Source organism: Anoxynatronum buryatiense, from assembly GCF_900182905.1.
GTDB classification, from domain to species: domain Bacteria; phylum Bacillota; class Clostridia; order Peptostreptococcales; family Tindalliaceae; genus Anoxynatronum; species Anoxynatronum buryatiense.
Window position 1 is genome coordinate 75,980 of sequence record NZ_FXUF01000007.1, and the last position, 25,218, is coordinate 101,197.

A 25,218-nucleotide genomic window follows, 5' to 3' on the forward strand; every position below is an offset into this window, starting at 1 on the left:
CTACTTTATCACACCAACATGAACTGTTGATGAAATGGTGTTGATAAACAAGACGTTCTTTTTCTGTAAATGTTTGCTTTCAACCCTCACGGATTTAAAGCCCTGTTGTCTGTAGAAACCTGATGATGCCTGAAGATGCCTGAAGAAAAGGCACCGGGCATTTTCAGCCGGGTGCCTTTATTGCATGGTCCGTTTAAATTCTTTCTTGAATTTTTCGATGATTTTCTTTTCCATCCGGGAAACTGTCATCTGTGATACATTCAGCGACATGGCTACCTGCATCTGGGTCTGGTTTTCGAAGAAGCGGTCTTTCAGCACCTTGCGCTCCACCTGATTCAGTTTTTCCATGGCCTGCAGAATGAAATCCCGGTTTTCAATGAAGTCGAACATTTTATCGGTTTCACCGATGAGATCCATGAACTGAATATCTTTGTCCTCTCCTTCGTTGTCGTAGGTGAGGTCAAGAGACTTGGGGGTGTATACCTGGTTGGCCTCCATGGCTTCGATGATTTCTTCCTCAGAGCAGTTCAGGTAATCGGCAATGTCTTTTATTTTTGGGGTTCGCTGTAATTGTTGCTGTAAAATACTTTTGGTGGTGTTGATTTTTTTCGACAGTTCCTGAATGCGCCGGGGTACCCGGATAGACCAGCCTTTGTCACGAAAGTACTTTTTGATTTCACCGATGATGGTGGGAGTGGCAAAACTGGAAAACTCATAGCCCCGGTCAACATCAAAGCGTTCAATGGCATAGATCAGGCCGAGGGAAGCCACCTGGTAGATGTCTTCGTAATCGATGCCTTTATTGATATATTTTCTGGAGAGTATTTCGGCGATAAACAGGTAGCGCCTTACCAGTTCGTTTCGGATTTTCACATCCCGGTTTTCCCGGTAGACCAGGAACAGTTCTTTATCATTCAGTGTGTCAAGGGAAAGATGGCGGCCCGGGTTTGACGGAGAGTGATTGGCGGTGGATGGTGTCGTCATCAGGCTTCCTCCCTTAAATTTTTAATCATGGTGATGGATGTGCCCTGGCTGCTGCCAGTTTTAATTTTCACATCATCCATCAATGATCTGATGATAAAGATTCCCAGCCCTCCTTCATTCAGTTCTTCCAGTTTTGGGTCCTGGAGGGTTTGAACACTGTAGCCCTTGCCGAAATCAGAAACAGAGATGGTCAGCCGTTTCTGCTCACGAATAAACTGGACAACAAAATTTTCCTCAGCACTGCAGCCGCCATGCATAATGGCGTTGGAGCAGGCTTCAGACAAAGCCACCTTGATGTCTTCGATATCTTCAATATCGAAGCCCATACTGCTGGCAATGGCTGTTACTGTCAACCGGATCATACTCACATACTCTGAACGATGGGGAATGGACAACTCGATCATTTCCCGGTTGATTTCATGATTCATTTTGCTGAGCTCCTTCATCACTGGTCTCACGATAGGGATCACCTTCTCATTGGATTTGGAAACTAATTTTCCACTACTAGTATTTTATCCAATCCCGTGATATTTAATAATTTTTTTATGCTGGGCTTCAAATTTCTGACAAGAATGTTCAAATTTTCCTTCTGTAACTGCTTCAGGGTTCCAATGAAAACGCTTAATCCGGTGCTGTCAATGTATTCCAATTGGTCTCCCATGATGCGGATCGACCCTTTTTTCTCTTCCAACATTTCATTCACTGCTTTTTTCAGAATGCCGGCAGTATGCAGGTCCACTTCACCCTCCAGTACAAGCACCCAAAGCTGTTCCTCTTCATTAAAGGATTTTTGGATCTTCAGTGCCACTGTACTCCCTCCTTTATTGCGAATAAAAGGCGTCATTGTGTGTTGTCTGTCTATTATAACAGATTCAGCCTGTTAACACTATATAAGTGTGGTGATTTGTCTATTTTTAGACGGTTAGTCTCATCATTGGACCTTTTAGGCGATAAAAACTGTTGGTTATAAGGCATTAACTCCTCTGGATCTAAAGAAAAAAACGGCAATAGCGCCGTTTTGAGGATGAAGGTTAAAAACGATTTTTCTCTCAACCAGGATTCTGATAATATAACGTGTTTCTATTCTTCATCCTCTGTTTCTATTTCTTCAGAAACAGTATCTATTTCTATTTCAGATTCTTCATTCAATGCCATTTCATTTTCATCTTCTGCTGTTTCCAAATCGGTTCCGTGGGTAGCTTCCGTTTCCACCTCTGTCTCCAAATCTTCTTCCAGGGCATTTTCCGGTTCTTCTTCCCGTCGGGGCAGCAGTGCCATGGAGATGATGTGGTGCTGTTCGCCGGTGCGCATCAAGCGCACGCCCCGGGTGCGGCGGCCAACTCTGGAGATGGTGGTCACGGCCAGGCGGATAATGCTGCCATCCTGATTGATGAGCAGCAACTCATCGTCATCGTTGGTAATGCGGGCACCAATGAGCTCACCGGTATCTTCGGTATAATTATAGGTGTAGAGACCTTTGCCGCCTCTTGACTGAACCCGGTATTGATTAACGCTGGTGCGTTTTCCAAAGCCTTTTTCACTCACCACCAGCAGGTCTTCCGGTTGCTGGGGATCAAAAACTTCCATGGTTACCACCCGGTCATCTTTTGCCAGGGTGATGCCTTTGACACCCATGGAGCTGCGGCCTGTCTCCCGAAGCTTGTCGGTTTCAAAGCGAATACCGATGCCCCGGGCAGTGGTGAGCATCACATGGTGTCCCGGATCGGCGTGACGCACGCTGATGAGTTGGTCACCCTCCCGCAGGGTGAGGGCAATGAGTCCTCTTTTGCGGGTGTTGAGGAACTGGCAGAGCTGGGTTTTTTTAATAACCCCTTTTTCAGTGGCCATGAGAAGGTATTTAAGATCACACTGCTTGCTCACAGGAATGGTGGCGGTGATCTTTTCTTCTGGTTCCAGCTGAATCAGGTTCACAATGGCACTGCCCTTGGCCTGTCGTTTGCCTTCAGGAATTTCATACACATTCAGCTTATATACCCGCCCTCTGTTGGTGAAAAAGAGGAGGGAATCGTGGCTGGAGGTGATGAGAATGCGTTCCACAAAATCTTCTTCCCGGGTGCTGAGGGCGCTGATTCCTTTTCCGCCCCTTTTCTGGCTTTTATACTCGCTGACGGGCACCCGCTTGCAGTAGCCGAAATGAGTCATGGTGATGACCACATCTTCTTCTTCGATGAAGTCTTCCATGTTCAGCTCTTCGATATTTTCTTCGATGAGAGTACGGCGGGGATCGCCGTATTTTTCCTTGATTTCCACAAGTTCATCACGAATGATGTCTCTGACCATCTGTTCGCTGGCCAGAATGGCCCGCAGCTGCTGAATCACTTTCATGGTTTCTTCGTAGTCGGCAATGATTTTGTCCCGCTCAAGGCCGGTGAGGCGCTGCAGGCGCATATCCAGAATGGCCTGGGCCTGACGCTCTGAGAAATCAAACTGGGTCATGAGGCCTTCTTTGGCTTCTGCACCGGTGCGGCTGCCGCGAATAAGAGCAATGACCTGGTCCAGGTGATCCAGTGCCTTTCGAAGGCCTTCCAGTATATGGGCCTTTTCTTCTGCCTTGGCCAAATCATAACGGGTGCGGCGCACAATGATTTCTTTCTGATGCTCCAGGTAGTAATGAAGCATTTCTTTCAGATTCAGCACTTTGGGCTGGCCGTCCACCAGTGCCAGCATGATGACTCCAAAACTTTCTTCCATCTGGGAATGCTTATAAAGCCGGTTCAGCACCACATTGGGGCTGACATCACGGCGAAGTTCAATGACGATGCGCATACCGTCCCGGTCTGATTCATCTCTCAGATCGGTGATGCCATCCATTTTTTTATCCCGCACCAGGTGGGCAATTTTTTCGATGAGGCGGGCCTTGTTCACCTGATAGGGCAGTTCGGTGACGATGATCTGTGCTTTTCCGCTTTTCAGTTGTTCAATTTCTGCTTTGGCGCGTACCCTTACCCGGCCCCGGCCGGTGCGATAGGCAGCCAAAATGCCGCTGCGTCCCAAAATGGTGCCCCCGGTGGGAAAATCAGGGGCGGGAATGGTGGTCATCAGCTTTTCCAGCGAAATATCCGGTTCTTCCAGCATCAAGACGGCTCCATCAATCACTTCTCCCAGGTTGTGGGGAGGAATGTTGGTGGCCATTCCCACGGCAATGCCGCTGGATCCATTCACCAGCAGGTTGGGAAAACGGCTGGGAAGCACCACCGGTTCCTGGAGGGTTTCATCAAAGTTGGGCATGAAATCAACGGTTTCTTTACCGATATCCCGAAGCATTTCCACCGCTATTTTTGACAGCCTTGCTTCGGTGTAACGCATGGCTGCCGGGCTGTCGCCGTCAACAGAGCCGAAGTTGCCGTGGCCGTCCACCAGGGGTGCCCGGATGGAAAAATCTTGCGCCATACGCACCATGGCTAAATAAACCGCACTGTCGCCATGAGGATGGTACTTACCCAGAACGTCACCGACGATTCTGGCAGATTTTCGGTAAGGTTTATCCGGCCCCATGCCCAGATCGTTCATGGCATACAGGATACGGCGGTGAACCGGTTTGAACCCGTCCCTTACATCTGGGAGGGCACGGCCAACGATGACGCTCATGGCGTAATCGATGTATGATTTTTTCATTTCATCCTCGATACCGATGGGGATGATTTTTTGCAATTCCTGATCCACTTTTTTTCTCCCCCTTATCAGATATCGAGATTGGTCACATACCGGGCGTTATTTTCAATGAACTCCCGGCGGGGTTCCACTTTTTCACCCATGAGGGTGGTGAAAATTTCGTCTGCCACAGCGGCTTCATCGATGGTAACCCGTAAAAGCGTTCGGGTTTTGGGATCCATGGTGGTATCCCACAGCTGGTCGGGATTCATTTCTCCCAAACCTTTGTAGCGCTGAATACCCACCAGCCCTTCCTTTTCAGGGCTCATCTCTTGCATTTCTCTTTTCATCTGTTCATCGGAATAGGCATACCTGACTTCTTTTCCCTTAGTCAGCTTGTATAGGGGCGGCTGGGCAATGTAGATATAGCCGGACTCCACCAGTGGCTTCATGTGCCTGAAAAAGAAGGTGAGTAATAGAGTGCGTATATGAGCGCCATCCACATCGGCGTCAGTCATGATGACGATTTTGTGATAACGCAGCTTGCTTTCATCAAACTCATCCCCGATTCCTGCTCCAAAGGCGGTGATCATGGCTCTGATTTCGGAGAAATTCAGCATCCGGTCCAAACGGGCTTTTTCCACGTTGAGAATTTTTCCCCTGAGGGGAAGAATGGCCTGGGTGGCCCGGTCTCTTCCCTGCTTGGCACTGCCGCCGGCGGAATCTCCTTCCACGATGTAAATTTCGCACAGGGAAGCGTCCCGTTCAGCACAGTCTGCCAGTTTCCCCGGCAGGGCGGTGTTTTCCAGCACGCCTTTTCGCCGGGTGAGTTCCCGGGCTTTTTTGGCGGCTTCACGGGCTCGTTGGGCACGAAGACATTTATCCATGATAATGCGGGCATCTGCCGGATTTTCTTCCAAAAATCCATCCAGAAATTCGCCGGTGAGGCTCTCCACAATGCCTTTTATTTCACTGTTCCCCAGCTTGGTTTTGGTTTGGCCCTCATATTGGGGATTTCGAAGTTTCACCGAAATAATGGCGGTGAGGCCTTCCCGAATATCTTCCCCCAGCAGATTGGTATCTTTTTCTTTCAGATACCCGTTCTTTCGGCCATAGTCATTGATGCACCGGGTCATGGCACCCTTAAACCCACTCATGTGGGTGCCGCCCTCCTGGGTATTGATATTGTTGGCAAAGCTGAAGATGTTTTCGGTATAGGAATCGGTGTATTGCATGGCAATTTCCACCACTGATTCCTCTTTTTCTTTTTCGAAATAGAGGATGGTTTCGTGGAGGGCTTCCCGATTTTTATTGATATGTCGCACAAATTCCCTGATCCCGCCGCTGTAGTGGAAAATGCTTTTTCGTTCCTGCTCTTCCCGCTTGTCTTCCAGTACGATGCGGATTCCCTTGTTGAGGAATGCAAGTTCCCGCAGGCGGTTTTCCAGGGATTCATACTTGAAAATGACTTCTTCAAAAATAGTGGGATCCGGCTGAAAGGTCATGCTGGTGCCTGTTTCTTCTGTTTCTTCCATACGACAGACTTCGCACAGGGGCAGCCCTTTGGAGTAGCTTTGAATGTAGCGGTAGCCGTCCCGTTTCACTTCCACTTCCAACTTTTCAGACAGGGCGTTCACCACTGAAACCCCTACGCCATGGAGTCCGCCGGAAACTTTATAACCGTCTCCTCCAAATTTACCCCCGGCATGAAGAATGGTGAGTACTGTTTCCAGGGTGGATTTTCCCGTCTGAGAATGCACTTCGATGGGAATTCCCCGTCCGTTATCGGTGACGGTTACCTGATTGTCAGCATCAATGGTGACGGTGACCTCTGTGCAATAACCGGCCAGGGCTTCGTCGATGCTGTTATCCACCACTTCATACACCAGATGGTGAAGACCCCGGGCGCTGGTGCTGCCAATGTACATGCCCGGTCTTTTTCGAACAGGTTCCAACCCTTCCAGTACCTGAATCTGTTCCGCATTATAATTGTTTTGTCTGTTTTCCATGGGTTTCCCTCAATTCTATATCCATCATTTCTTCATTTTTGCTGTGAAAGCGTTTTTGCAGGGTGGTGCTGGCAATGGCCGATACTAAAATCAGGGGCTTGTTTTTTTGATGATCTCTTTTTTGATCTCTTTTTTGAAGCCGCCGCCGGCTGCTTTTCGTTTGACCCTTTGGGGCATCCACCATCACAAAAGACTTGATATTATTTTCATGAAGGGAATGGTCACCGGAAAAGGTGTCAAAAAAAACCTGGCTGTTTTCGGCATCCATTATTTGACGGGCATCCAAAATAGCGATGACTTCTGATTTTTTGACCAGCAAGCCTTCTCCTATATGCAAGTACACGGATGACAACCCCTCCTTCATTTCTTTTGGAAAGAAAGATTTTTTCTCTGTAATAAAATACACCACTCTTTATTATATCCTTTTTAGGCTTCTTTGGAAAGCCTTACCATTCCCTTCTCCACAAAATACAACCGCCCCCGCTGAGGATCTTCCATTCCCGGCAGGGTGTGGGTGGCCGTGATGATGGTTTGCACCGGTTTCAGATACTCCAATAAATCCTGTTGTCTTCCCTCATCCAACTCACTGGTTACATCGTCCAACAATAGTACCGGGTATTCGCCTGTCATCTCTTTCATCCATTCCATCACGGCAAGTTTCAACGAAAGCACCACTGTTCTTTTTTGACCCTGAGACCCGTACTGGCGCACGTCCATTTGGTTAATGGTGAAGGCCAGGTCATCCCGGTGGGGTCCTTTTCCCGTGGTTTGCCGGTACAGATCTGCCCGCCGGTTTTTTTCCAGAAGCTTTTCCATGATCTCTGTCAGTTCTTCAGGCGATTTTTCTGGCCATTCTGGCGGCAGGAGAAGTCCCGGTTGATAGTGAATCGCCAGTTCTTCCTTTTTTCCCGTGAGGGAATGGTGTATTTCTTTTGCCCATTTCTCTATTTCCATTAAAAAACGGTGCCTTTGCTTCATTAACCGAACACCAAACTCGCTCAGCTGGTTATCCCATATTGATATTTCTTCTTCTTTTGGGTTGTTGTTTTTTAATAACTGGTTGCGTTGTTTCATGATTTTCTGATACTGAAGCAGGGTGTGATAATAACGGGGAGACACCTGCACCATCTCACTGTCCATAAACTGGCGTCTTTCTGAAGGGCTGTCTTTCACTATTTTTAAGTCTTCAGGTGAAAAAAGCACTGCCTTGAAGGTGCCCATCACATCACTTATTCGCTGCTGAGAAATACCGTTTCTTTTGACTCTTTTTTTCTGGTCAGGCCGAAACATCATTTCCATTTGATGGTGGTTTTTTTCGTCTCCCTGGGTGCTGACCAGGTTCATTTTCAGGTATCCCTGGGAAGCGCCAAATCTTATGAATTCACTGTCTCTTCGTGTTCTGAATGAACGCAGGGCAGCACAAAGATACAGGGCCTCCAATAAATTGGTTTTGCCCTGTGCATTTTCTCCAAGAATTAAGTTGATGCCGGGGTGAAATTCCAGTTGCAGTGATTCATAATTGCGAAACTGGGAAAGCATGACTGATTCCACCATCATGGTGACTTCACTTCTTTCTCATGGGTGAAGAACTGTTTGATGAATAAATGGCGTATAAAGGGCTTTTTCATAAAGGACTGGTTCATACTGTTATTTCACACAACCTCTATGATCTCACGTTCACAGATCACCTGATCGCCCTGTCTTATTTTTTTACCCCTCTCAGTGGCCACTGTTCCATTCACCTTTACCATTCCTGTTACAATGAGGTGTTTGGCCTGGCCTCCACTATCGGCAATGCTGACCGCTTTCAGCAGCTGGTCCAGTTTTATGTATTCGCCTTCCAGTGTAAACTGAATCATGACATAAATCCTCCTTTACATTGCCATTATCACTGTTTCTGTTTCAATGGTTCTTTTTCAGTGTTTCTGTTTCACTGCTTCTTCATCTTATTCAGTACATGATCATCTGTTTCAGTGTATGTTCATCTGTTTCAGTGTTTGACCATCTCTTTCGGTACTTGTCACCCATCTTCTCAACCCTAAAAGTCTTCAGATGCGTTCATTCGCACCGGCAGTACCAGATAAAGCCAGTCGTCTCCCTCAACGGGTTCAATGATGCCCGGTGTATTCATCTGATTCAGTTTAATATCAATTTCCTCATCATCAATGGCCCTCAGTGCTTCCAGAAAATAACGGGCATTGAAAGCAATCTCTTTGTTATTGCCCTGTTGTGACACAGGCATTTCTTCATGTACCTGCCCCAGATCTGTACGGGCTGTGAGGGAAAGGGTGCTGTCGCGAATCACCCATTTAATCAGGCTGCTCTTCCCTTCCTTTACCATCAGACTGGCTCTGTCAACACTTGCAAAAAGGGTGTTTTTAGGAATTCTAATGACAGTATCGTGCTGTTTCGGCAAGATATCCCTAAACTGAACAAAGGGCTTATCAATTCTCCGGGAATTAAGAGTGGTTTTCTCCATGGAAAAGACCACCTGCTTATCGGTCAGTGACACCTGAAGTGGTTTTTCATTATCTTCCAGTATCTGTACCAGTTCACTCATGGTTTTCACAGGAACCGTAAAGCTGGTTTCCTGAGTTGTATTGACGCGGCAGCGACGCAGGGCCAGTCTAAAACCGTCAACTCCCACCATTTCCAGCCGCCCTTCTTTCATTTCACACCGCAGGCCCAACAAAGAGGGCTTCGATTCATCCACAGAAGCACAAAAGAGGGTTTGCTGAATCATGCTCTTGAAAAGATCCTGGGGAAGTTGAAAAGAAGTGTCGGCATTGATAATGGGCAGTTCTGGAAATTCTTCCACTTCCAGTAGGTGAAGGGTGTACGAAATATGATCACAGGTAATGAGCAGCTGACGGTGTTCGGCCATTTGAAAGTGAATGGGCCGGTCGGGCATTTTACGCACAATGTTGAGAAACAGACGCGCATCAACGACAAAAGCCCCTTCTTCTTCTATTTCTGCCATGTTAAAATGCTCAATGCCTATGTCCAGGTCTGTGGCCACCAGCTTTAAATACTGGTCAAAGGCTTCAACATAGATCCCTTTCAGAACAGGGAGGGTGGTTTTACTGGAAACCCCCTTTTGAACAATGGAGAGACTTTTGAGGAGTTCTTTTTGTTGGATGGTGAAACGCACGGTGGATAACCTCCTTTTGTGAATGAGAGAAATAAAAAGACAATAAAAGCAAAAAAGACAGTCGTCATAGTCGTAGGGGCTGTGGATTTGTTAAAAACCGATGTAACTGTTGAAATTTAAACGAAAAAAATGTGGCTAAAGGTGTGAATGAAAGGGCATTTTTGTCCACAGAATCCACAGCAAAAAAGAAAAAGAGGGGTTTTTCCCTTTATCCACAACTCATCCACAACTGATTCACATGGTGATGTGGATGATATTTTTAATCAGTTCCGCGTATTTCTTCCATCATTTTTTCAATACGATGCTTCAGGGAATCATCGCTGCGCATTTCTGTCACGATTTTTTCATGGGCGTGCATCACAGTGGTGTGATCACGGTTACCAAACTCACTGCCTATCTTGGGAAGGGATAAATCTGTGAGTTCCCGGGTGAGGTACATGGCTATTTGCCTTGGAAACGCAATCGAACGCGTTCTTTTTGCCGAATCAATCTCTTCCAGTTTAATGTTATACTGACCTGAGACGTATTCTTTAATGAAAGAAACAGTCACTTGTCTGGATTTGGTGGAAAAAATGTCATTTATGGTTTCGCCGGCAGCTTCAAGGGTGATTTCGTTATTATTAAGAGAACACTGTACCACGATGCGGTTTAAAGCGCCCTCCAATTCTCTGATGTTTGACTGAATTTTTTTGGCTATATAAAGGAGAACTTCATCAGGAACCCTTATTTGTTCCATTTCAGCCTTTTTACGAAGAATGGCAATTCGGGTTTCATAATCCGGTGGTTGAATGTCACCGATAAGGCCCCATTCAAAGCGGCTGCGCAGGCGTTCCTCAAGAGTGGGAATTTCTTTTGGAGGCCGGTCACTGGAGATAATGATTTGCTTATTGTATTGATGAAGTGCGTTGAAGGTATGAAAAAATTCTTCCTGAGTACGTTCTTTGTTGGCAATAAACTGAATATCGTCAATGAGAAGAACATCCACATTTCGGTACTTATTGCGAAACTCAATGTTTCGGTCGTCCCGGATGGAATTAATCAGTTCATTGGTAAAACTTTCGGAAGAAGCATAAAAAACCTTCATTGCCGGATTATGCTGCAGTATGTAATGACCAATGGCGTGCATCAGATGGGTTTTGCCAAGACCCACACCTCCATAAATAAAGAGGGGGTTATAGGCTTTTGCCGGTGCTTCAGCCACCGCCAGAGAAGCTGCATGGGCAAAACGATTGCTGTTGCCCACCACGAAGGTTTCAAAAACATACTTAGGGTTAAGATTTCCAATGCTGGTTTGAAGAGGGATTGATGATACTTCATGGCGTTCAGCAACTGAAGGGGGAGCTGTAACTATTTCTTCCGGCACGTCCTCAGGCGATTGGAAAGAAATTTCATACGCTCGGGAGGTTACCCGCTGAATGGTGTTTTTAATGAGAATATGGTACCGTTCACTGAGAATGTTTTTGATAAAAGTGGAAGGTACTTCAAGTACGATCCTGTTTTCACCGGGAACAACCCGTAAGGGTTCAATGACACCAATCCAGGTATTAAAACTGGTATCATTCATCTCTGGTTCAATTAATGAAAGTGCTTCGGTCCATACTTGCTGCAGGTAACGATCTTGACTCATGGTGAAAAACCTCCTGTTGGTTCCGGCCTAATCAGAATCCATTCTGTTTTTTCAAACAAGCAATATGAAGTCAACTGAAACAAGGGAGCATCATCGATGGAAAAATGATTCATCTTAGGAATCCCATGCTTAAGAGACAAAAAAAGATTGTTGGTAAAGCTGTGAACAATCTGTGGAAAAAACCGGGAGCATGTGGAGAACTTTTCAATGCCCGCCGGGCTGCTTGTTTTCAGTCGGCCGTTAGACTCTGTTTTATTATATAAAGAGTTGAAGGGAATAGCAAATCGCCAGTTATCCACAATTCGTTTTTTTTTTAAAATAATGGAAAGTGGCTTGTTATAGGGAAATGGAAAAAGTTACACACATACTTATCCACATCCTGTGGATAAGTATGAATTAAAAGGATAATTTTAAAATATACCGCAGAGGTTGAAAATACTGAATGACAGCTGTTTATTCTTTCTTTTTTTCACAGAAATGATTTAAATATCCACAAGTGGATAAAATAAAAATTTTTTTCCACAGAGCCGCTGCAAGCCTTTTCTTGACAGCAACAGGTAAACTCGTTATAATCTATGTGTATTATTGTCTGATTCTTTCCGTAAAGCCGTTTGACGGCACTGACAAGAAACGAACTGCATGATTGCTGTATCATGAGGAGGTGTTGGAACCATGAAAAGAACTTATCAGCCTAAAAAACGCCAGCGAAGCAGAGAACACGGCTTTCGAAAGCGTATGAGTACAAAAGCGGGTCAGAATGTCCTGCGCAGAAGAAGACTCAAAGGAAGAAAGCAACTGACAGCATAAGGCCGCATTATGTGGCCTTTTTCAGTCTGAAAGGGAAGCTGCGGGGGAGGGATGCCGTTGAATCGCACCCAGGCGTTGAAAAAGAACCGAGAGTTCAGACGGGTGTACCAGCTGGGCAAATCCACTGCAAATCGCAACCTGGTGTTACATTATTTAAAAAATCAGACGGATGAAACACGGGTGGGCATCACTGTTTCAAAAAAAGTGGGTAAGAGTGTGGTGCGCAATCTGGTGAAACGAAGAATAAAAGAGAGCCTTCGGGAACTGGAAGAGAAGCTGCCTCTGGGTTATGACCTGGTATGGATTGCCCGGGCCGGTTGCGGTGAGGCGGATTACCACACACTGAAAAGTGCCGTGGCACACCTGCTGCGAAAAAACTTTCACCAGAAGAGGCTTCAAAGCAGTCAATCGAAGAACCGTGGGGAGTCACAAAAGCCCGGCAATTAGCAACGGTTCAGGAAAAACGGTTATTGACAAAGGTGCTTGTGCGTACACAAAAGGAAGCAAGCATGAAACAAAGGCGAAAATCATTTAAACGGCAGCATCAGAACCGTTGAATTATCAGTATTTCTTACAGGAAAGAGCACCATGAATCAGACAATGATGAAACGATTAAACTGAATGAATCGAATGATGAATTCATGTAGAGAAATGGAACAACGATGCTCCTGCGGAAAGACTAGTGAAAAGCAAAAAGGCAGAAAAGCCGAAAACTGAGATGACGGCAATGGCAGCAGCAAGGGAATCATTTGCCAAGGCCACGCAGGGTAAATGGGAATCAGGAGCAGAAAGAAGCAGGGACCATGGGAACAAAAGGAATGATTCGTCTTATCAAAGCTTATCAGCGCTGGATTTCGCCGCTGAAAGGTCAAACATGCCGGTTTCACCCCACCTGTTCAGCATACAGTTTAACCGCTTATGAAAGATTTGGTTTTTGGAAAGGAACCGGGCTTATGATCCGTCGAATTGCCAAATGTCATCCGTTTCATGCTGGTGGTGTTGACCATGTTCCGGAGAATGAAAACCGGCACACTGAAAAAGGGTCTTAGTATCCTGAAAGAGCTTATGAATCAAAAACACCTTTAACCCTTTGAAACAGCTTAAGAATGAAGATTATTCCGAGAGTATGAGTGACTGAGTGGTAAAGAAACAATCATCGAGAACGTCTTTTATCGGAAATGTGAAATGATTCGCAGATGAACAGTCGTTAAAACAGCCATTACACAGGGAATCCGCAGGCGGCAGGAATTGGCCGGCGGGATGAACAGCAGAAACAAGTTTGAGTCTTTTCTGATACCGGGAACGACAAAAACCGATGCAAATGATCGGTTTGAATATGAATGTTGGAGGTTTTGAATGTGTCATTTATAGCAGAACCACTTGGGAGACTTCTCTTAATGGTTTATGGCATTGTGGGCAACTACGGAATTGCCATTATCATCTTTACGATACTGGTCAAGATGATCATGATTCCGTTGACCATTAAGCAAACCAAGTCCATGAAGAACATGCAGGAAATCCAACCGAAAATCAAAGAAATTCAAAAGAAATATCAAAATGATAAAGAAAAAATGAATGAAAAAGTGATGGAGCTGTACAAGGAACATAACGTGAATCCCTTTGGGGGTTGCCTGCCATTACTGATTCAGTTCCCGATCATTATCGGTCTTTTCACTGTTCTGAGACAACCTGAAAATTACGGAATCGCTCAGGAAATTGTGGAGGCAGGATTTTTGTGGATGCCCAGTTTATCAGCGCCAGACCCGTGGATTTTACCCGTACTGGCAGGGGCCACCACTTACTTGTCCAGCAAAACCATGTCATCGGCCAAAGGAGCTGGCGGACAACAGGAGAGCATGCAAAAGATGATGCTTTACTTTTTTCCTCTCATGATTTTCTGGTGGGGCCGCAGTTTTCCAGCCGGGTTAACTCTGTACTGGGTTGTGAGCAACTTGTTCCAAACTGTGCAACAGCTGGCCATTCACCGGCCGGCATCCTTATTACCGCATAAAGGGAGTGAAGCCAAATGAAGACGGTGGAAGCGACCGGAAAAACCGTTGAAGAGGCCATTGCCAACGGGCTCAAAGAACTGGGATGTGCGCGGGAAAATGTGGAGGTAAAGATTCTGGAAGCACCCTACAGAGGACTGTTGGGACTCATCGGCAGCAAAGATGCAAAAGTGCAGCTTGCTGTGATGGATCAGACGGAAGATGAAACCCGGCTGTTTCTTCAGGATCTGTTTCAGGCAATGGAACTTGAAGTGGACATACACATCGATTATGATGATGATCAAATGCGTATTGATCTTTCCGGGCCCAATATGGGGATGGTGATTGGCAAAAGAGGCCAGACGCTGGATGCAGTTCAGTACATCACCAGCCTGGTGGCCAACAAACATCGGGATAAATATGTTAAAGTGATGCTGGATACAGAGAACTACCGTGAAAAGCGGGAGCAAACACTGATTCGACTGGCTAATAAAATGGCCAAAACAGTCAAAATGACCCGTAAAACCATGGTGCTGGAACCAATGAACCCCTACGAGCGTCGAATCATTCATGCAGCGCTTCAGTCAGACCCAAGGGTGCAAACTTACAGCGAAGGGGAAGAACCCTACCGAAAAGTGGCCATTGCTCTGAAAAAGTAAATGTGAACACACTCTGATAAGAAAGACTTAAAAACCCAGTGAAGGCTGGGTTTTTTTCTACTTGAGAACCCTGAAGAAGAAGGAGGAGACATGATGGTACAGGAGGAAACCATTGCTGCCATTGCAACGGCAACGGGAGAAGCAGGCATTGGCATTGTTCGCGTCAGTGGCGGTGAAGCTCTTGAAAAAGTGCGCAGACTGTTTTATGATGCCTCTGGCAGATCTGTGGAATCCCTGCCGCCGCGTCGCATGTTGTATGGGCAGATTCGAAACCCTGAAAACAGCGAAGTGGTGGACGAAGTACTGATGGTCTACATGAAAGCACCCCACACCTACACACGGGAAGATGTGGTTGAAATCCAGTGCCACGGCGGCACTCAGTCGGTAAGACGCATCATGGCACTGCTCCTGGCCCAGGGCATTCGGGGTGCGGCACCGGGTGAGTTTACCAAACGGGCTTTTCTCAATGGGCGTCTGGATCTGAGCCAGGCTGAGGCAGTGATGGACTTAATCAGTGCCCGAACAGAACGAAGTCATCAGGCTGCCATGGACCAGCTGGAAGGATTCTTATCCAGAAAAGTGCGCCTTCTGCGGGAGCGTATGCTGGCGCTGCTGGCAGAAATGGAGGTCTCCATTGATTTTTCCGAGGAGGAAGATGTGGAGGTGGCCACTTACGATAGTCTGATGAACGCCAGCAGGGAACTTATCACAGAAATCGACGGGTTGATTGCTTCTGCCAGAACCGGTAAAATCCTAAGGGAAGGGATTAAAACCATCATTGTGGGAAAACCCAATGTGGGAAAGTCGTCACTGCTCAACGCCCTGCTTCGTGAAAGCCGGGCCATTGTCACCGATATTCCCGGCACCACCCGGGATGCCATTGAAGAACAGCTGAACCTGAAAGGGATTCCCATGGTTCTCATGGATACCGCAGGAATCAGGGAGACAGAAGACCTGGTGGAGCAGCTGGGAGTGGAACGCACCCGCCTCCTTTTTGAAAAGGCAGATCTGGTGATTATGATGCTGGATGCCTCCACACATCTGAGCCGGGAAGACCAGGAAATTCTTTCCATGATCAAAAACAAGAAAACACTGATTCTTGTGAACAAAACAGATCTTCCCTCCCTGTTTTCTGAAACAGAACTGCCCGACTGGGTGGATCGAAACCAGCTGCTGCGCATTTCACTTCTGGAAGAAGCAGGAATGGAAGCATTGGAGGAGGCCCTCATCACTCTTGTTTTTCAGGGAGAAACCCTGGAGAAGGAAAAGGAAATGGTGACCAACCTGCGGCATCAACAGGCACTGGAAGTTGCGGGAAAAGCCTTGCAGGACGGTTTGCAGGCACTGGAAAATCAGCTGCCACTTGATTTTCTTCAAGTGGACTATCAAACAGCCATGGACAGCCTTGGTGAAATCGTTGGTGAAACAGTACGGGAAGATCTGGTGGATTACATTTTTTCCCATTTTTGCATCGGTAAATAGGGGTTTGGAAGAATGCAAAATACAAGGCCGACACAGACAGAAGAAGGTGTTTCGGCAATGAATAAAGAAAAAATAGATCGTCACCCAAATATAACAATTGTTAAATTCAGCAGATAAAGGAGTCAAACACATGCATTATGAAGCAGGTCAATACGATTTGGTGGTGGTGGGTGCCGGGCATGCCGGATGTGAAGCGGCACTGGCAGCATCACGAATGGGAATGAGGACGCTTCTCACCACCATTTCCCTTGATGCCGTTGCATTACTGGCGTGCAATCCTTCCATCGGGGGAACGGGAAAAGGGCATCTGGTGAGAGAAGTGGATGCCTTGGGAGGCGAGATGGGCCTCACCATTGACAAAACTTTTATTCAAAGCAAAATGTTGAATACAGCCAAAGGGCCAGCGGTTCATTCCCTGCGTGCCCAGGCAGATAAATGGGAGTATCAGCAGGCAATGAAACAGGTGCTGGAAAACCAGGAGAACCTGGACCTGCTTCAGGCAGAAGTGGTGGATCTGGTGACAGTCACAGATGACAACGGACAGCCAGAAAGCCAGTCATTAAAAGAGCATTGCCATCTTCAAAAGGGAAAGGTGGCGGGAGTGGTAACCCGCACCGGAGCCATTTACCGCAGTCAAGCTGTCATTTTAGCCACAGGCGTTTACTTAAAGAGTAAAGTGTTCATGGGTGAAATTCATTACGAATCAGGGCCCAGCGGTCTTTTTCCCGCCCAGTTTCTTTCAGAAAAACTAAGGGCCATGGGCATTGAACTGCGCAGGTTTAAAACTGGAACCCCTGCCCGGGTGGATGCCCGCACCGTTGATTTTTCAAAAATGGAACGGCAGGACGGCGACCAGGAGATCGTTCCTTTTTCATTTGCCAATGAACATCTGGAAATTCAGCAGCTCCCCTGCTGGTTGAGCCGTACCACCCCTGAAACAAAAGCTGTCATTGAAGCAAACCTTCACCGGTCAGCCATGTACAGCGGGCAGATTAAAAGTACCGGAGTGCGTTACTGTCCTTCAATTGAAGATAAAGTGGTGAAATTCAGCGACAAGCCCAGTCATCAGTTTTTCCTGGAGCCTGAAGGCCGGAACACCACCGAAATGTATGTACAGGGCATGTCCACCAGTATGCCTGAAGAAGTGCAGCTGGCCATGTACCGCACCATGATCGGATTGGAACAGGTGAGAATCATGCGGCCTGGGTATGCCATTGAATATGACTGCATTGATCCCACCCAGTTAACCCTTTCGCTGGAAATGAAAGCATGGGAAAATCTGTTTTGTGCCGGTCAGTTCAATGGATCCTCCGGTTATGAAGAAGCGGCTGCCCAGGGACTTATGGCGGGGATCAATGCCGTGCTGAAACTGAAAGGAAAGGCCCCCTTCATTTTAGATCGTTCAGAAGCGTATATTGGCGTGTTGATTGACGATCTTGTCACCAAAGGCACCAATGAGCCTTACCGAATGATGACGTCAAGAGCAGAGTACCGGCTGGTGTTGCGTCAGGATAATGCCGACACCCGTCTTACTGAAAAGAGTTATCACCTGGGCCTTGCCACACAGGAACGTTATGAAGCCATGAAAGCCAAAAGCGAAGCGGTGACAAATGAAATGAACCGGCTCCAAAAAACCATCCTCCCGCCGGAAAGCATAAATCCATTACTGGTGAAAAAGGGCTCATCCACAGTAAAAATCGGATTATCTCTTTTGGATGCCCTGAAAAGACCTGAAATCGACTATGATGATCTGGCTTCGGTGGATCCCCAATATAACGCTCAACTATCCAGAGCGGTGATTACCCAGTGTGAAGTGAAGATCAAGTATCAGGGATATATTGATAAACAGCTGAAAAGCGTGGAGCAGTTCAGAAAAATGGAACACCGGCTGCTGCCACCCGAACTGGATTATCATCTTATTGCAGGCTTGCGCCTGGAAGCCCGGCAAAAGCTATCGCAACTGAGACCCCTTTCATTGGGACAGGCTTCCCGAATTTCAGGTGTTTCACCTGCGGACATCTCAGTACTGCTGGTGTACCTGGAGCAACAACGTCGCATGAAAGAGAAAGGGGAAGACGTGTGATGAGCCAAACCATGACACCTGATCTGATCAAGATGCTGTCCGAGGGTATCAGAGAACTAAACTTTGATGTGACTGAAGAACAGATCCAGCAGTTTAATAACTATTATGAACTGCTCATGGAATGGAACGAAAAAATGAATCTGACAGCCATCACCGAACCTGAAAAAATTGTCACCCACCATTTTCTCGATTCTATTTCCTGCGCCAAGGCCCCTGGTTTTTTTGAAGCAACCCAGGTGCTCGATATGGGCACCGGTGCCGGGTTTCCCGGTATCCCCCTTCAAATTATGTTTCCCCGGCAGCAATATGTACTCATGGATTCGCTGGCGAAAAGGGTGACCTTTTTGGAAACAGTGATTAAACGCCTGGGGTTGGAACAGGTGAAGCTCTATCATGCCCGGGCTGAACAGGCAGGGCGTAATACGCAGCATCGGGAACAATACCGACTGGCAGTTTCGAGAGCGGTGGCAGCCCTGCCGGTATTGCTGGAATACGTGATTCCTTTGCTGAAGGTGGGCGGCCGGTTTATCTGTCAAAAAGGACCCCGATGGCGGGAAGAACTGGATGATGCCGAAAAAGCAATGAAGGAATTCAAAGTGGTGGTGGCAGAAATTCGAACGGTGGACATTCCGTATACCGACCTGAAGCATACCCTCATTGTTTTCCAGAAGACAGGGGCGACTTCTTTCAAATATCCCCGGCGGCCGGGAATCCCTTCCAAAAAACCTTTATAAAGGAAGGTTTCTTCAAATCACTTCACAGACCACAGAACTAAAATACAACAATAAACAGGTGAGAGCCAGTGTTTTCAAATGAACCGCCTATTTGTTTCACGTGAAACAAATAGGTGGTTTTCACATAAAAAGGAGCGCATGCGCTTTCTTCTGCCTATAAAACATGATAGAATGGAAAAAGCAGACGTCTCACTCGTCGCTCAACGCAACCCACCACTGGGAAATGCTGGAACAACTTTGAGAAGCAATCCAAGGAGGAACACAGCATGGGCGTATCCATCGCAGTATTTAACCAAAAAGGCGGCGTGGGGAAAACCACCATGGCGGTCAATCTCAGCGCATGTCTTGCAGCACAGGGTAAAAAAGTCTGCGTGTTGGACATTGATCCCCAGGGGAACGCCACCAGTGGCTTTGGTATCGACAAGTCCCAATTGACCACCACCATCTATGATGCTTTGGTGAATGAAATTGATATCGAAAAAGTGATTATTCCATCAGGGTATGAAAACCTGGATGTGATCCCTGCCAGCGTTGATCTGGCAGGGGCCGAGATTGAACTGACTGCGCAAAAGCAGCGGGAAAGAGTGTTGCGCAAGGCCCTTGAAACCATCAAAGAGAAATATGACTACATTTTTGTGGACTGCCCGCCATCACTGGGCTTACTCACCATCAACTCGCTGGCAGCGGTTGACCGCATTCTTATTCCCATTCAATGTGAGTATTACGCACTGGAAGGCGTCAGCCATCTGATGAACACCTACCAGATGGTGAAAAATAACCTTAACCCGGCACTTACCATTCAGGGAGTGGTTCTGATGATGTTTGACGGGCGAACCAATCTCTCCATCCAAGTGGTGGAGCAGGTGAAGCGGGTGTTCCGGGGGAAGGTGTACCGCACCATTGTTCCCCGAAATATCCGACTGGCAGAAGCACCGAGTCATGGTGAACCCATCATTTATTACGACGCCCGTTCTAAAGGGGCTGAGGCTTACCGAGAACTGGCTGAAGAATTCATTGAATTGGAAGAAGGTGACTGGTGATGACAGGAGCAGGCAAGAAAAAAGGACTTGGAAAAGGGCTGGAGGCATTGATTCCCCATTGGCAGGATGTGGAACAGGAAGCTGCAGGAAATGACCAGGATCAGGTGCGAATGATCCCCATTGAACAGGTGTACCCCAATGAAAATCAGCCGCGAAAAGTGTTTCAGCCAGAAGCTTTATCAGAACTGGCAGCTTCATTGCGACAGCATGGGATGATTCAGCCAATTCTGGTGGCAAAGAAACAAAAGGGATACATGATCATTGTTGGTGAGCGTCGCTGGCGAGCGGCCCAGCAAGTGGAAATGGAAAAGATTCCCTGTATTGTTAAGGAATATACAGACCGGCAGCTTTACGAGGTGGCGCTCATTGAAAATCTTCAAAGAGAAAATCTGTCAGTGATTGAAGAAGCCACAGCCTATCAGTATCTGATGGAAGAATATCGGCTGAACCATGAAGAACTGGGTGATGCCCTGGGTAAAAGCCGTTCTTATGTGGCCAACACCATTCGATTACTGCAACTGTCGCCGGAAGTAATGATGCTGGTGAAAGAAGGGCGTCTCAGCGGAAGCCAGGGTCGGGCACTGTTGGGAATTGAAGATGACGCGCTGCAGTTGAAACTGGCGCTGCGAATTATCGACAGCAAACTCAATGTCAGGCAAGTCGAAGAAATGGTTCGGCAGGAACGCACCAGGCAAAAGAAAAAAGTATCGGTTAAAAAAAGAGACCCGGAGCTGGTGGCGGTGGAAACCAGGCTTCAGGATTATTTCAATACCAAAGTGAAAATTACCAATGGCGCCAAAAAAGGCAAAATTGAAATTGAGTACTACAATCAGCAAGATCTGCAACGCATTCTGGATATGCTGAATTCGTAAACAGTATGCCATCAGCGTGTCAGCACCTGATCAAACCGGATACAACCAGTAATGTTTCACGTGAAACAAAATGAATGGAGACAACCAACCCATGATTTATTTAGATAATGCAGCCACCAGCTTTCCAAAACCGCCTGAAGTGATTCAGGCGGTGGTGAATCAGCTGGAACAAATTGGCGGCAATGCAGGACGGTCTGCCCATCAGGGCGGGCTGGCGTCCAGCCGTTTGATCTACGAAACCCGTTGTTGTATCAGCGAATTGATTCATTGCCCGGATCCCCTTCAAATAGCGTTCACCCTGAATGCGACAGAAGCATTGAACCTGGCCATTCATGGCGTGTTAAACCCGGGTGATCACGTCATCACCACCTCCATGGAACACAATTCGGTGCTTCGCCCTCTCAAAACCCTTGAAGCATCAGGCATCTCCCACACCATTGTCTGGGGTGATGAAACCGGCGATGTGAAAGCAGATGACATCAAAAATGCCATTCGGCCCAATACCCGAATGATCATAGCGACACACTGCTCCAATGTGACAGGCACCCTTCTGCCAATTGAAGAAATGGGAAAAATGGCAAAGGAGCATCACCTGCTTTTTTTAGTGGATGCATCCCAATCCTGCGGCAGCATTCCACTAAGTGTAGAAGCCTTGCAGGCAGACTTTCTGGCAGCCCCTGGCCATAAGGCTCTTTTAGGGCCTCAGGGAACCGGCTTTTTATACATTGGCAAAGATCTCAAAATAAAAACGCTGAAACAGGGCGGTACAGGAAGCAGATCTGAAGACCTTCTGCAGCCTGAGGTTGCGCCCGATCGCTACGAAAGCGGCACACAAAACATTCATGGCCTGGCAGGTCTAAAGGCCGGCGTCGACCATTTGCTGAAAACTGGTGTGACAGAAATTCAGCGCCATGAAAAAGAGCAGGTTAATCGACTTATGGAGGGGCTGTCGGTGATTAAGGGAATCACCCTCTATGGTTCACCCAAGAAAAAAGAGCGGGGAAGCGTGGTTTCCTTTCGCCCGGGAAATCTTGATGTGAATCAGTTTAACTATACCCTGGACAGTCTGCATGGCATCTCTGCCAGATCCGGATTACACTGTGCGCCACTGGCACATCAAACCATTGGCACTTTTCCTGAAGGCACTTTGCGGTTCAGCCCAGGCTGGCATACCACAGCTGATGAAATCGAGGCGGCACTGACGGCAGTATCCCAGGTGATGAAGCAGTTTTCTTAAGGTGGAGGCCACTCACGTGATGTTTTAAATGAAAAGTGTTTGAGCACAAAAGTGCCTGCGTTGGCACTGAAAGACTGCAGACAAAACAAGATGAAGAAAAGGGATTTGGTAAAGGGCTGCCACGGAAAGTTTGCCAGTACGGGAATCCACTGCCATGGCCAAAGCAATCAGCCTTCAACCCATAAACTGCCTGTGGCAGGCTTTATTTAAAAAGACGATCAAATACCGTGAACCTGATCAGGTTCCAGATTTTACTGAGAGTCCTGGAAATACTGGGATTCATAGAAGGAGCGTTTTCATGACGAACTGGTTTGCCCTATTGGAACAACAGCCGGGATTGTTTATCACCATCAGCCTCAGCGCGGCAGGCCTGCTGTTGCTGCTGGTCTTGGTTCTTTGGATTAATTTACTTTCCTTTAAAAAGAAATTCAAGCAACTGATGAAAGGTGCCACCGGAGAGAATTTGGAGGAGTTGCTGAAACAACATGTGGTACTGGTTCAGGCACATCAGGAACTGGCAGAAGAAAACCGTGTTACCATGAAAATGATCGAAGAAAACCAGCGAAAAAGTGTGCAGTACGTGGGGGTTAAGCGATTTAACGCTTTTGAAGACGTGGGCAGTCGCCTCAGTTATTCCATTGCCCTTTTGGATGATCATTTAAATGGAGTGGTTTTAACCGGACTTCATGGCCGTTATGAATCCACCACTTACGCAAAGGCCATTGACCATGGTCATTCTGAGCAACATTTGTCGGTGGAAGAAATGGATGCCCTTCAAATGGCCCGGGAACAGCAGTTAAAGAGGAATAAGGGATGAAGCCCTGGGCCGTGCTGGTGAACCCTTCTTCGGGTCGCGGAAGGGGAGGTGCCATGGCCGCCCGGATCACACAGGCGCTAAGGGAATCTGGCATTGAGTTCCAGTATTTTGAGACAGAAAAAAGCGGCGATGCCACGAACATAACCGGAGCGTTCCCACTGGGAGGCTATGACCGGCTGCTGGTGGTGGGTGGCGACGGCACCATCAATGAAGTGGTGAAAGGCCTGCGGGATCTGACCTTGCCACTGGCCCTGTTTCCGGCAGGTACAGGAAACGATGCCGCGCGGCTTTTGGGCATTCGGGATGAAATAACGGCTCTTAAAACCGCCTTACAGGGAGTTCCCCGCAAGATCGATCTGGGATGGGCATCGGGTGATCATTTTGTCAATATTTACAGCTTTGGGTTGGATGCTTCCATTGCCACCCAGGCAAACCGTTGGAAACACCTGCTGCCAGGATGGATTTTATATCCGGCAGCGCTGGTGAAAACCATCTTTTCCTTTCAACCACCCCGGGTGTCATACACCCTGACAACACCAACAGGGGAGATCATTCACCGACAGGAAACCATTCTGCTCATGGCCATCTGCAACGGCAGTCATTACGGTGGCGGTATGCAGATTAACCCGGCTGCTAATCCCAGAGACGGTGTATTGGAGCTTTGTGTGGTGAGAAAAATGCCCCGCTGGAAAATATTGCTGCTGTTTCCCACCGTGTACAAGGGAACACACGTTTCTTTTCAGGAAGTGACTATTGAAAAAATAACTGCCATGTCATTTCAAGCAGAAAAACCAGGCCTGCTGAACCGTGACGGCGAAACCTGGCCAGGGATTGAAGCAGCCATAAAGGTTGTTCCAGAAGGGTTGACAGTTCTGTGTCCGGTGTCAGAAGGCATTTCAACCACCACTGTTTCCAAAGAAACAGGAGGGATGTAGGTGCGAAAACGCCGAGGCCTATCCGGCCTTTTACTCATTTTTACGATTCTTTTGATGATCAGCCCCTGGGCAATTCGCTGGATTCAGCGCACCTGGATATCACCGGCGCTGGTATTAAAACCCGAGCGGGAGGTTGCAATTCCTTACAGCGGTAACCTGGCGGTGCACCCGGGAGGCGAAGGGCTGTACCTGGTGCGCAATGCAGAAGTCAGGTATTTTCACCCCCAACAGGACCAAGACTGGGCCTTTGGCACCGAAACGCTGGTGCCTGTCACCGGAAACAATGATAAACACCTTTTTCTGATGGAGGCTTCGCCCCGTTACCTGCTGCGAATCAACGAGCAGGGACACATGCTGTACCAGCAGGCCGCCAACCGGAGCGCTGACAGCATGTTCGCCTGTGAAACCGGATTTCTGCTGTTGCAACATCCGGAAGAAAATCGGCTGCAACCATTTTCGGTGCTTGATCCCGACGGCAGAGTAATGGGCAGCATGCTGCTGACAGAGGGGGTGGTGCTTCAGGCCAGCATCTCTGGACGACACGAAAGGGTGCTCATCAGCGTACTGCGTCGTGCGGGAAACACCTTCGAAACAGCTCTTTTAATGTACGATCTTTATGGAGTGCTGCAGTCTTCTCAAAATCTTCAGGGAAAAGTGGTGGCAGATCATCTGATCACCGATGAGGGAGATGTGGTGGTACTCACCACAGAATCGCTGCACCGGTATACCCTTACCATGGAAGAGCGGTGGCAGACACCAGTGGAACCTTTTTACCTGACTGCCCGGGATAAGACAGGCTACTGGGCGCTGGCTCACAGAGCAGAGATCATGGGAGACATGGCCAATGAAGCGGCCAATGGAAACAGTGAGGGCGATCCGCCGGAAACCATCATCACATTCATTGAATGGGAGGCGGAAAAGGTTACCCTTTTTGAAGAAGCGGCCGCCATCCAGGAATTAAAAGTGAATGACCGCTTTCTGTTAATGGGACAGCAACGGCGGCTGGCAGTGCTGAACCATAGGGGAGAACTTCTGGATGAACAGTCCTATCAGGATGATGTGGAAGAATTGTTTTTACTTCCCGGACAGCGGATTGCCGTGTTGCGCCGGGGTCAGATTCATTTTTATCAGCTGCAAACCGGTGACTAATACTCCAACCCATCACAATCACCGGCCGGGGA

24 protein-coding genes are annotated in these 25,218 nt (G+C 47.6%); 14 read left to right on the top strand and 10 right to left on the bottom strand.

Annotated features, from left to right (window positions below):
- Positions 1-177 precede the first annotated feature (177 nt).
- The 10 genes from QOL74_RS10280 to dnaA form a co-directional block, all read right to left on the bottom strand.
- Entirely contained in the window at positions 178-984 is an 807-nt protein-coding gene (locus tag QOL74_RS10280; RefSeq protein WP_283409387.1) for a SigB/SigF/SigG family RNA polymerase sigma factor, read from the bottom strand.
- A complete protein-coding gene (locus QOL74_RS10285; protein WP_283409388.1) occupies positions 984-1,412 on the bottom strand; it encodes an ATP-binding protein in 429 nt (142 codons plus the stop codon). The genes QOL74_RS10280 and QOL74_RS10285 overlap by 1 nt, the downstream gene beginning before the upstream one ends.
- Positions 1,413-1,474: 62 nt before the next feature.
- Positions 1,475-1,792, bottom strand: a complete 318-nt coding sequence (locus tag QOL74_RS10290; protein WP_283409389.1) for an STAS domain-containing protein — start codon at positions 1,790-1,792, stop codon at positions 1,475-1,477.
- A gap of 272 nt (positions 1,793-2,064) precedes the next feature.
- A complete protein-coding gene (gyrA, locus tag QOL74_RS10295) occupies positions 2,065-4,668 on the bottom strand; it encodes a DNA gyrase subunit A (RefSeq protein WP_283409390.1) in 2,604 nt (867 codons plus the stop codon).
- 17 nt (positions 4,669-4,685) lie between these two features.
- Entirely contained in the window at positions 4,686-6,605 is a 1,920-nt protein-coding gene (gene gyrB / locus QOL74_RS10300; RefSeq protein ID WP_283409391.1) for a DNA topoisomerase (ATP-hydrolyzing) subunit B, read from the bottom strand.
- Positions 6,580-6,948, bottom strand: coding sequence for a hypothetical protein (locus QOL74_RS10305; protein ID WP_283409392.1), 369 nt, complete (start codon positions 6,946-6,948; stop codon positions 6,580-6,582). Before QOL74_RS10305 ends, gyrB begins: the two co-directional genes overlap by 26 nt.
- 83 nt (positions 6,949-7,031) lie before the next feature.
- On the bottom strand, positions 7,032-8,162 hold the full coding sequence (gene recF / locus QOL74_RS10310; protein WP_283409393.1) for a DNA replication/repair protein RecF: 1,131 nt from the start codon (positions 8,160-8,162) through the stop codon (positions 7,032-7,034).
- Between the two features lie 95 nt (positions 8,163-8,257).
- Positions 8,258-8,464, bottom strand: a complete 207-nt coding sequence (locus QOL74_RS10315) for an RNA-binding S4 domain-containing protein (protein ID WP_283409394.1) — start codon at positions 8,462-8,464, stop codon at positions 8,258-8,260.
- A 179-nt stretch (positions 8,465-8,643) separates the two neighbouring features.
- Positions 8,644-9,756, bottom strand: coding sequence for a DNA polymerase III subunit beta (gene dnaN, locus QOL74_RS10320; RefSeq protein WP_283409395.1), 1,113 nt, complete (start codon positions 9,754-9,756; stop codon positions 8,644-8,646).
- 259 nt (positions 9,757-10,015) lie between these two features.
- Entirely contained in the window at positions 10,016-11,383 is a 1,368-nt protein-coding gene (dnaA, locus tag QOL74_RS10325; RefSeq protein ID WP_283409396.1) for a chromosomal replication initiator protein DnaA, read from the bottom strand.
- A gap of 672 nt (positions 11,384-12,055) precedes the next feature.
- Here dnaA and rpmH point away from each other — a divergent pair.
- The 14 genes from rpmH to QOL74_RS10395 all read left to right on the top strand — a co-directional run bounded on the left by rpmH (position 12,056) and on the right by QOL74_RS10395 (position 25,186).
- Positions 12,056-12,190, top strand: a complete 135-nt coding sequence (rpmH, locus tag QOL74_RS10330; protein WP_283409397.1) for a 50S ribosomal protein L34 — start codon at positions 12,056-12,058, stop codon at positions 12,188-12,190.
- Between the two features lie 57 nt (positions 12,191-12,247).
- Positions 12,248-12,637 (top strand): ribonuclease P protein component, encoded by a 390-nt coding sequence (gene rnpA / locus QOL74_RS10335; protein WP_346771741.1) that lies wholly within the window; start codon positions 12,248-12,250, stop codon positions 12,635-12,637.
- Between the two features lie 371 nt (positions 12,638-13,008).
- A complete protein-coding gene (yidD, locus tag QOL74_RS10340) occupies positions 13,009-13,239 on the top strand; it encodes a membrane protein insertion efficiency factor YidD (protein ID WP_346771743.1) in 231 nt (76 codons plus the stop codon).
- A gap of 348 nt (positions 13,240-13,587) precedes the next feature.
- Positions 13,588-14,220: a YidC/Oxa1 family membrane protein insertase gene (locus tag QOL74_RS10345; protein ID WP_283409400.1), complete on the top strand. Its 633-nt coding sequence runs from the start codon at positions 13,588-13,590 to the stop codon at positions 14,218-14,220.
- On the top strand, positions 14,217-14,837 hold the full coding sequence (gene jag, locus QOL74_RS10350; RefSeq protein ID WP_283409401.1) for an RNA-binding cell elongation regulator Jag/EloR: 621 nt from the start codon (positions 14,217-14,219) through the stop codon (positions 14,835-14,837). Before QOL74_RS10345 ends, jag begins: the two co-directional genes overlap by 4 nt.
- A gap of 90 nt (positions 14,838-14,927) precedes the next feature.
- Positions 14,928-16,319, top strand: a complete 1,392-nt coding sequence (gene mnmE / locus QOL74_RS10355; protein ID WP_346771742.1) for a tRNA uridine-5-carboxymethylaminomethyl(34) synthesis GTPase MnmE — start codon at positions 14,928-14,930, stop codon at positions 16,317-16,319.
- Positions 16,320-16,449: 130 nt separating this feature from the next.
- Positions 16,450-18,402, top strand: coding sequence for a tRNA uridine-5-carboxymethylaminomethyl(34) synthesis enzyme MnmG (gene mnmG / locus QOL74_RS10360; RefSeq protein ID WP_283409402.1), 1,953 nt, complete (start codon positions 16,450-16,452; stop codon positions 18,400-18,402).
- Entirely contained in the window at positions 18,402-19,136 is a 735-nt protein-coding gene (rsmG, locus tag QOL74_RS10365; RefSeq protein WP_283409403.1) for a 16S rRNA (guanine(527)-N(7))-methyltransferase RsmG, read from the top strand. Before mnmG ends, rsmG begins: the two co-directional genes overlap by 1 nt.
- A 266-nt stretch (positions 19,137-19,402) precedes the next feature.
- Positions 19,403-20,176 (top strand): ParA family protein, encoded by a 774-nt coding sequence (locus QOL74_RS10370; protein ID WP_283409404.1) that lies wholly within the window; start codon positions 19,403-19,405, stop codon positions 20,174-20,176.
- Positions 20,176-21,048, top strand: coding sequence for a ParB/RepB/Spo0J family partition protein (locus QOL74_RS10375; RefSeq protein WP_283409490.1), 873 nt, complete (start codon positions 20,176-20,178; stop codon positions 21,046-21,048). The genes QOL74_RS10370 and QOL74_RS10375 overlap by 1 nt, the downstream gene beginning before the upstream one ends.
- Before the next feature lie 91 nt (positions 21,049-21,139).
- Positions 21,140-22,285 (top strand): aminotransferase class V-fold PLP-dependent enzyme, encoded by a 1,146-nt coding sequence (locus QOL74_RS10380; protein WP_283409405.1) that lies wholly within the window; start codon positions 21,140-21,142, stop codon positions 22,283-22,285.
- Between the two features lie 298 nt (positions 22,286-22,583).
- Positions 22,584-23,102: a DUF4446 family protein gene (locus QOL74_RS10385; protein ID WP_283409406.1), complete on the top strand. Its 519-nt coding sequence runs from the start codon at positions 22,584-22,586 to the stop codon at positions 23,100-23,102.
- Positions 23,099-24,037, top strand: coding sequence for a diacylglycerol/lipid kinase family protein (locus tag QOL74_RS10390; RefSeq protein WP_283409407.1), 939 nt, complete (start codon positions 23,099-23,101; stop codon positions 24,035-24,037). The genes QOL74_RS10385 and QOL74_RS10390 overlap by 4 nt, the downstream gene beginning before the upstream one ends.
- Positions 24,038-25,186 carry a hypothetical protein gene (locus QOL74_RS10395; protein ID WP_283409408.1) on the top strand — a complete coding sequence of 383 codons (1,149 nt, stop codon included), beginning with the start codon at positions 24,038-24,040 and terminating at the stop codon, positions 25,184-25,186.
- The last annotated feature ends 32 nt before the right edge of the window (positions 25,187-25,218 follow it).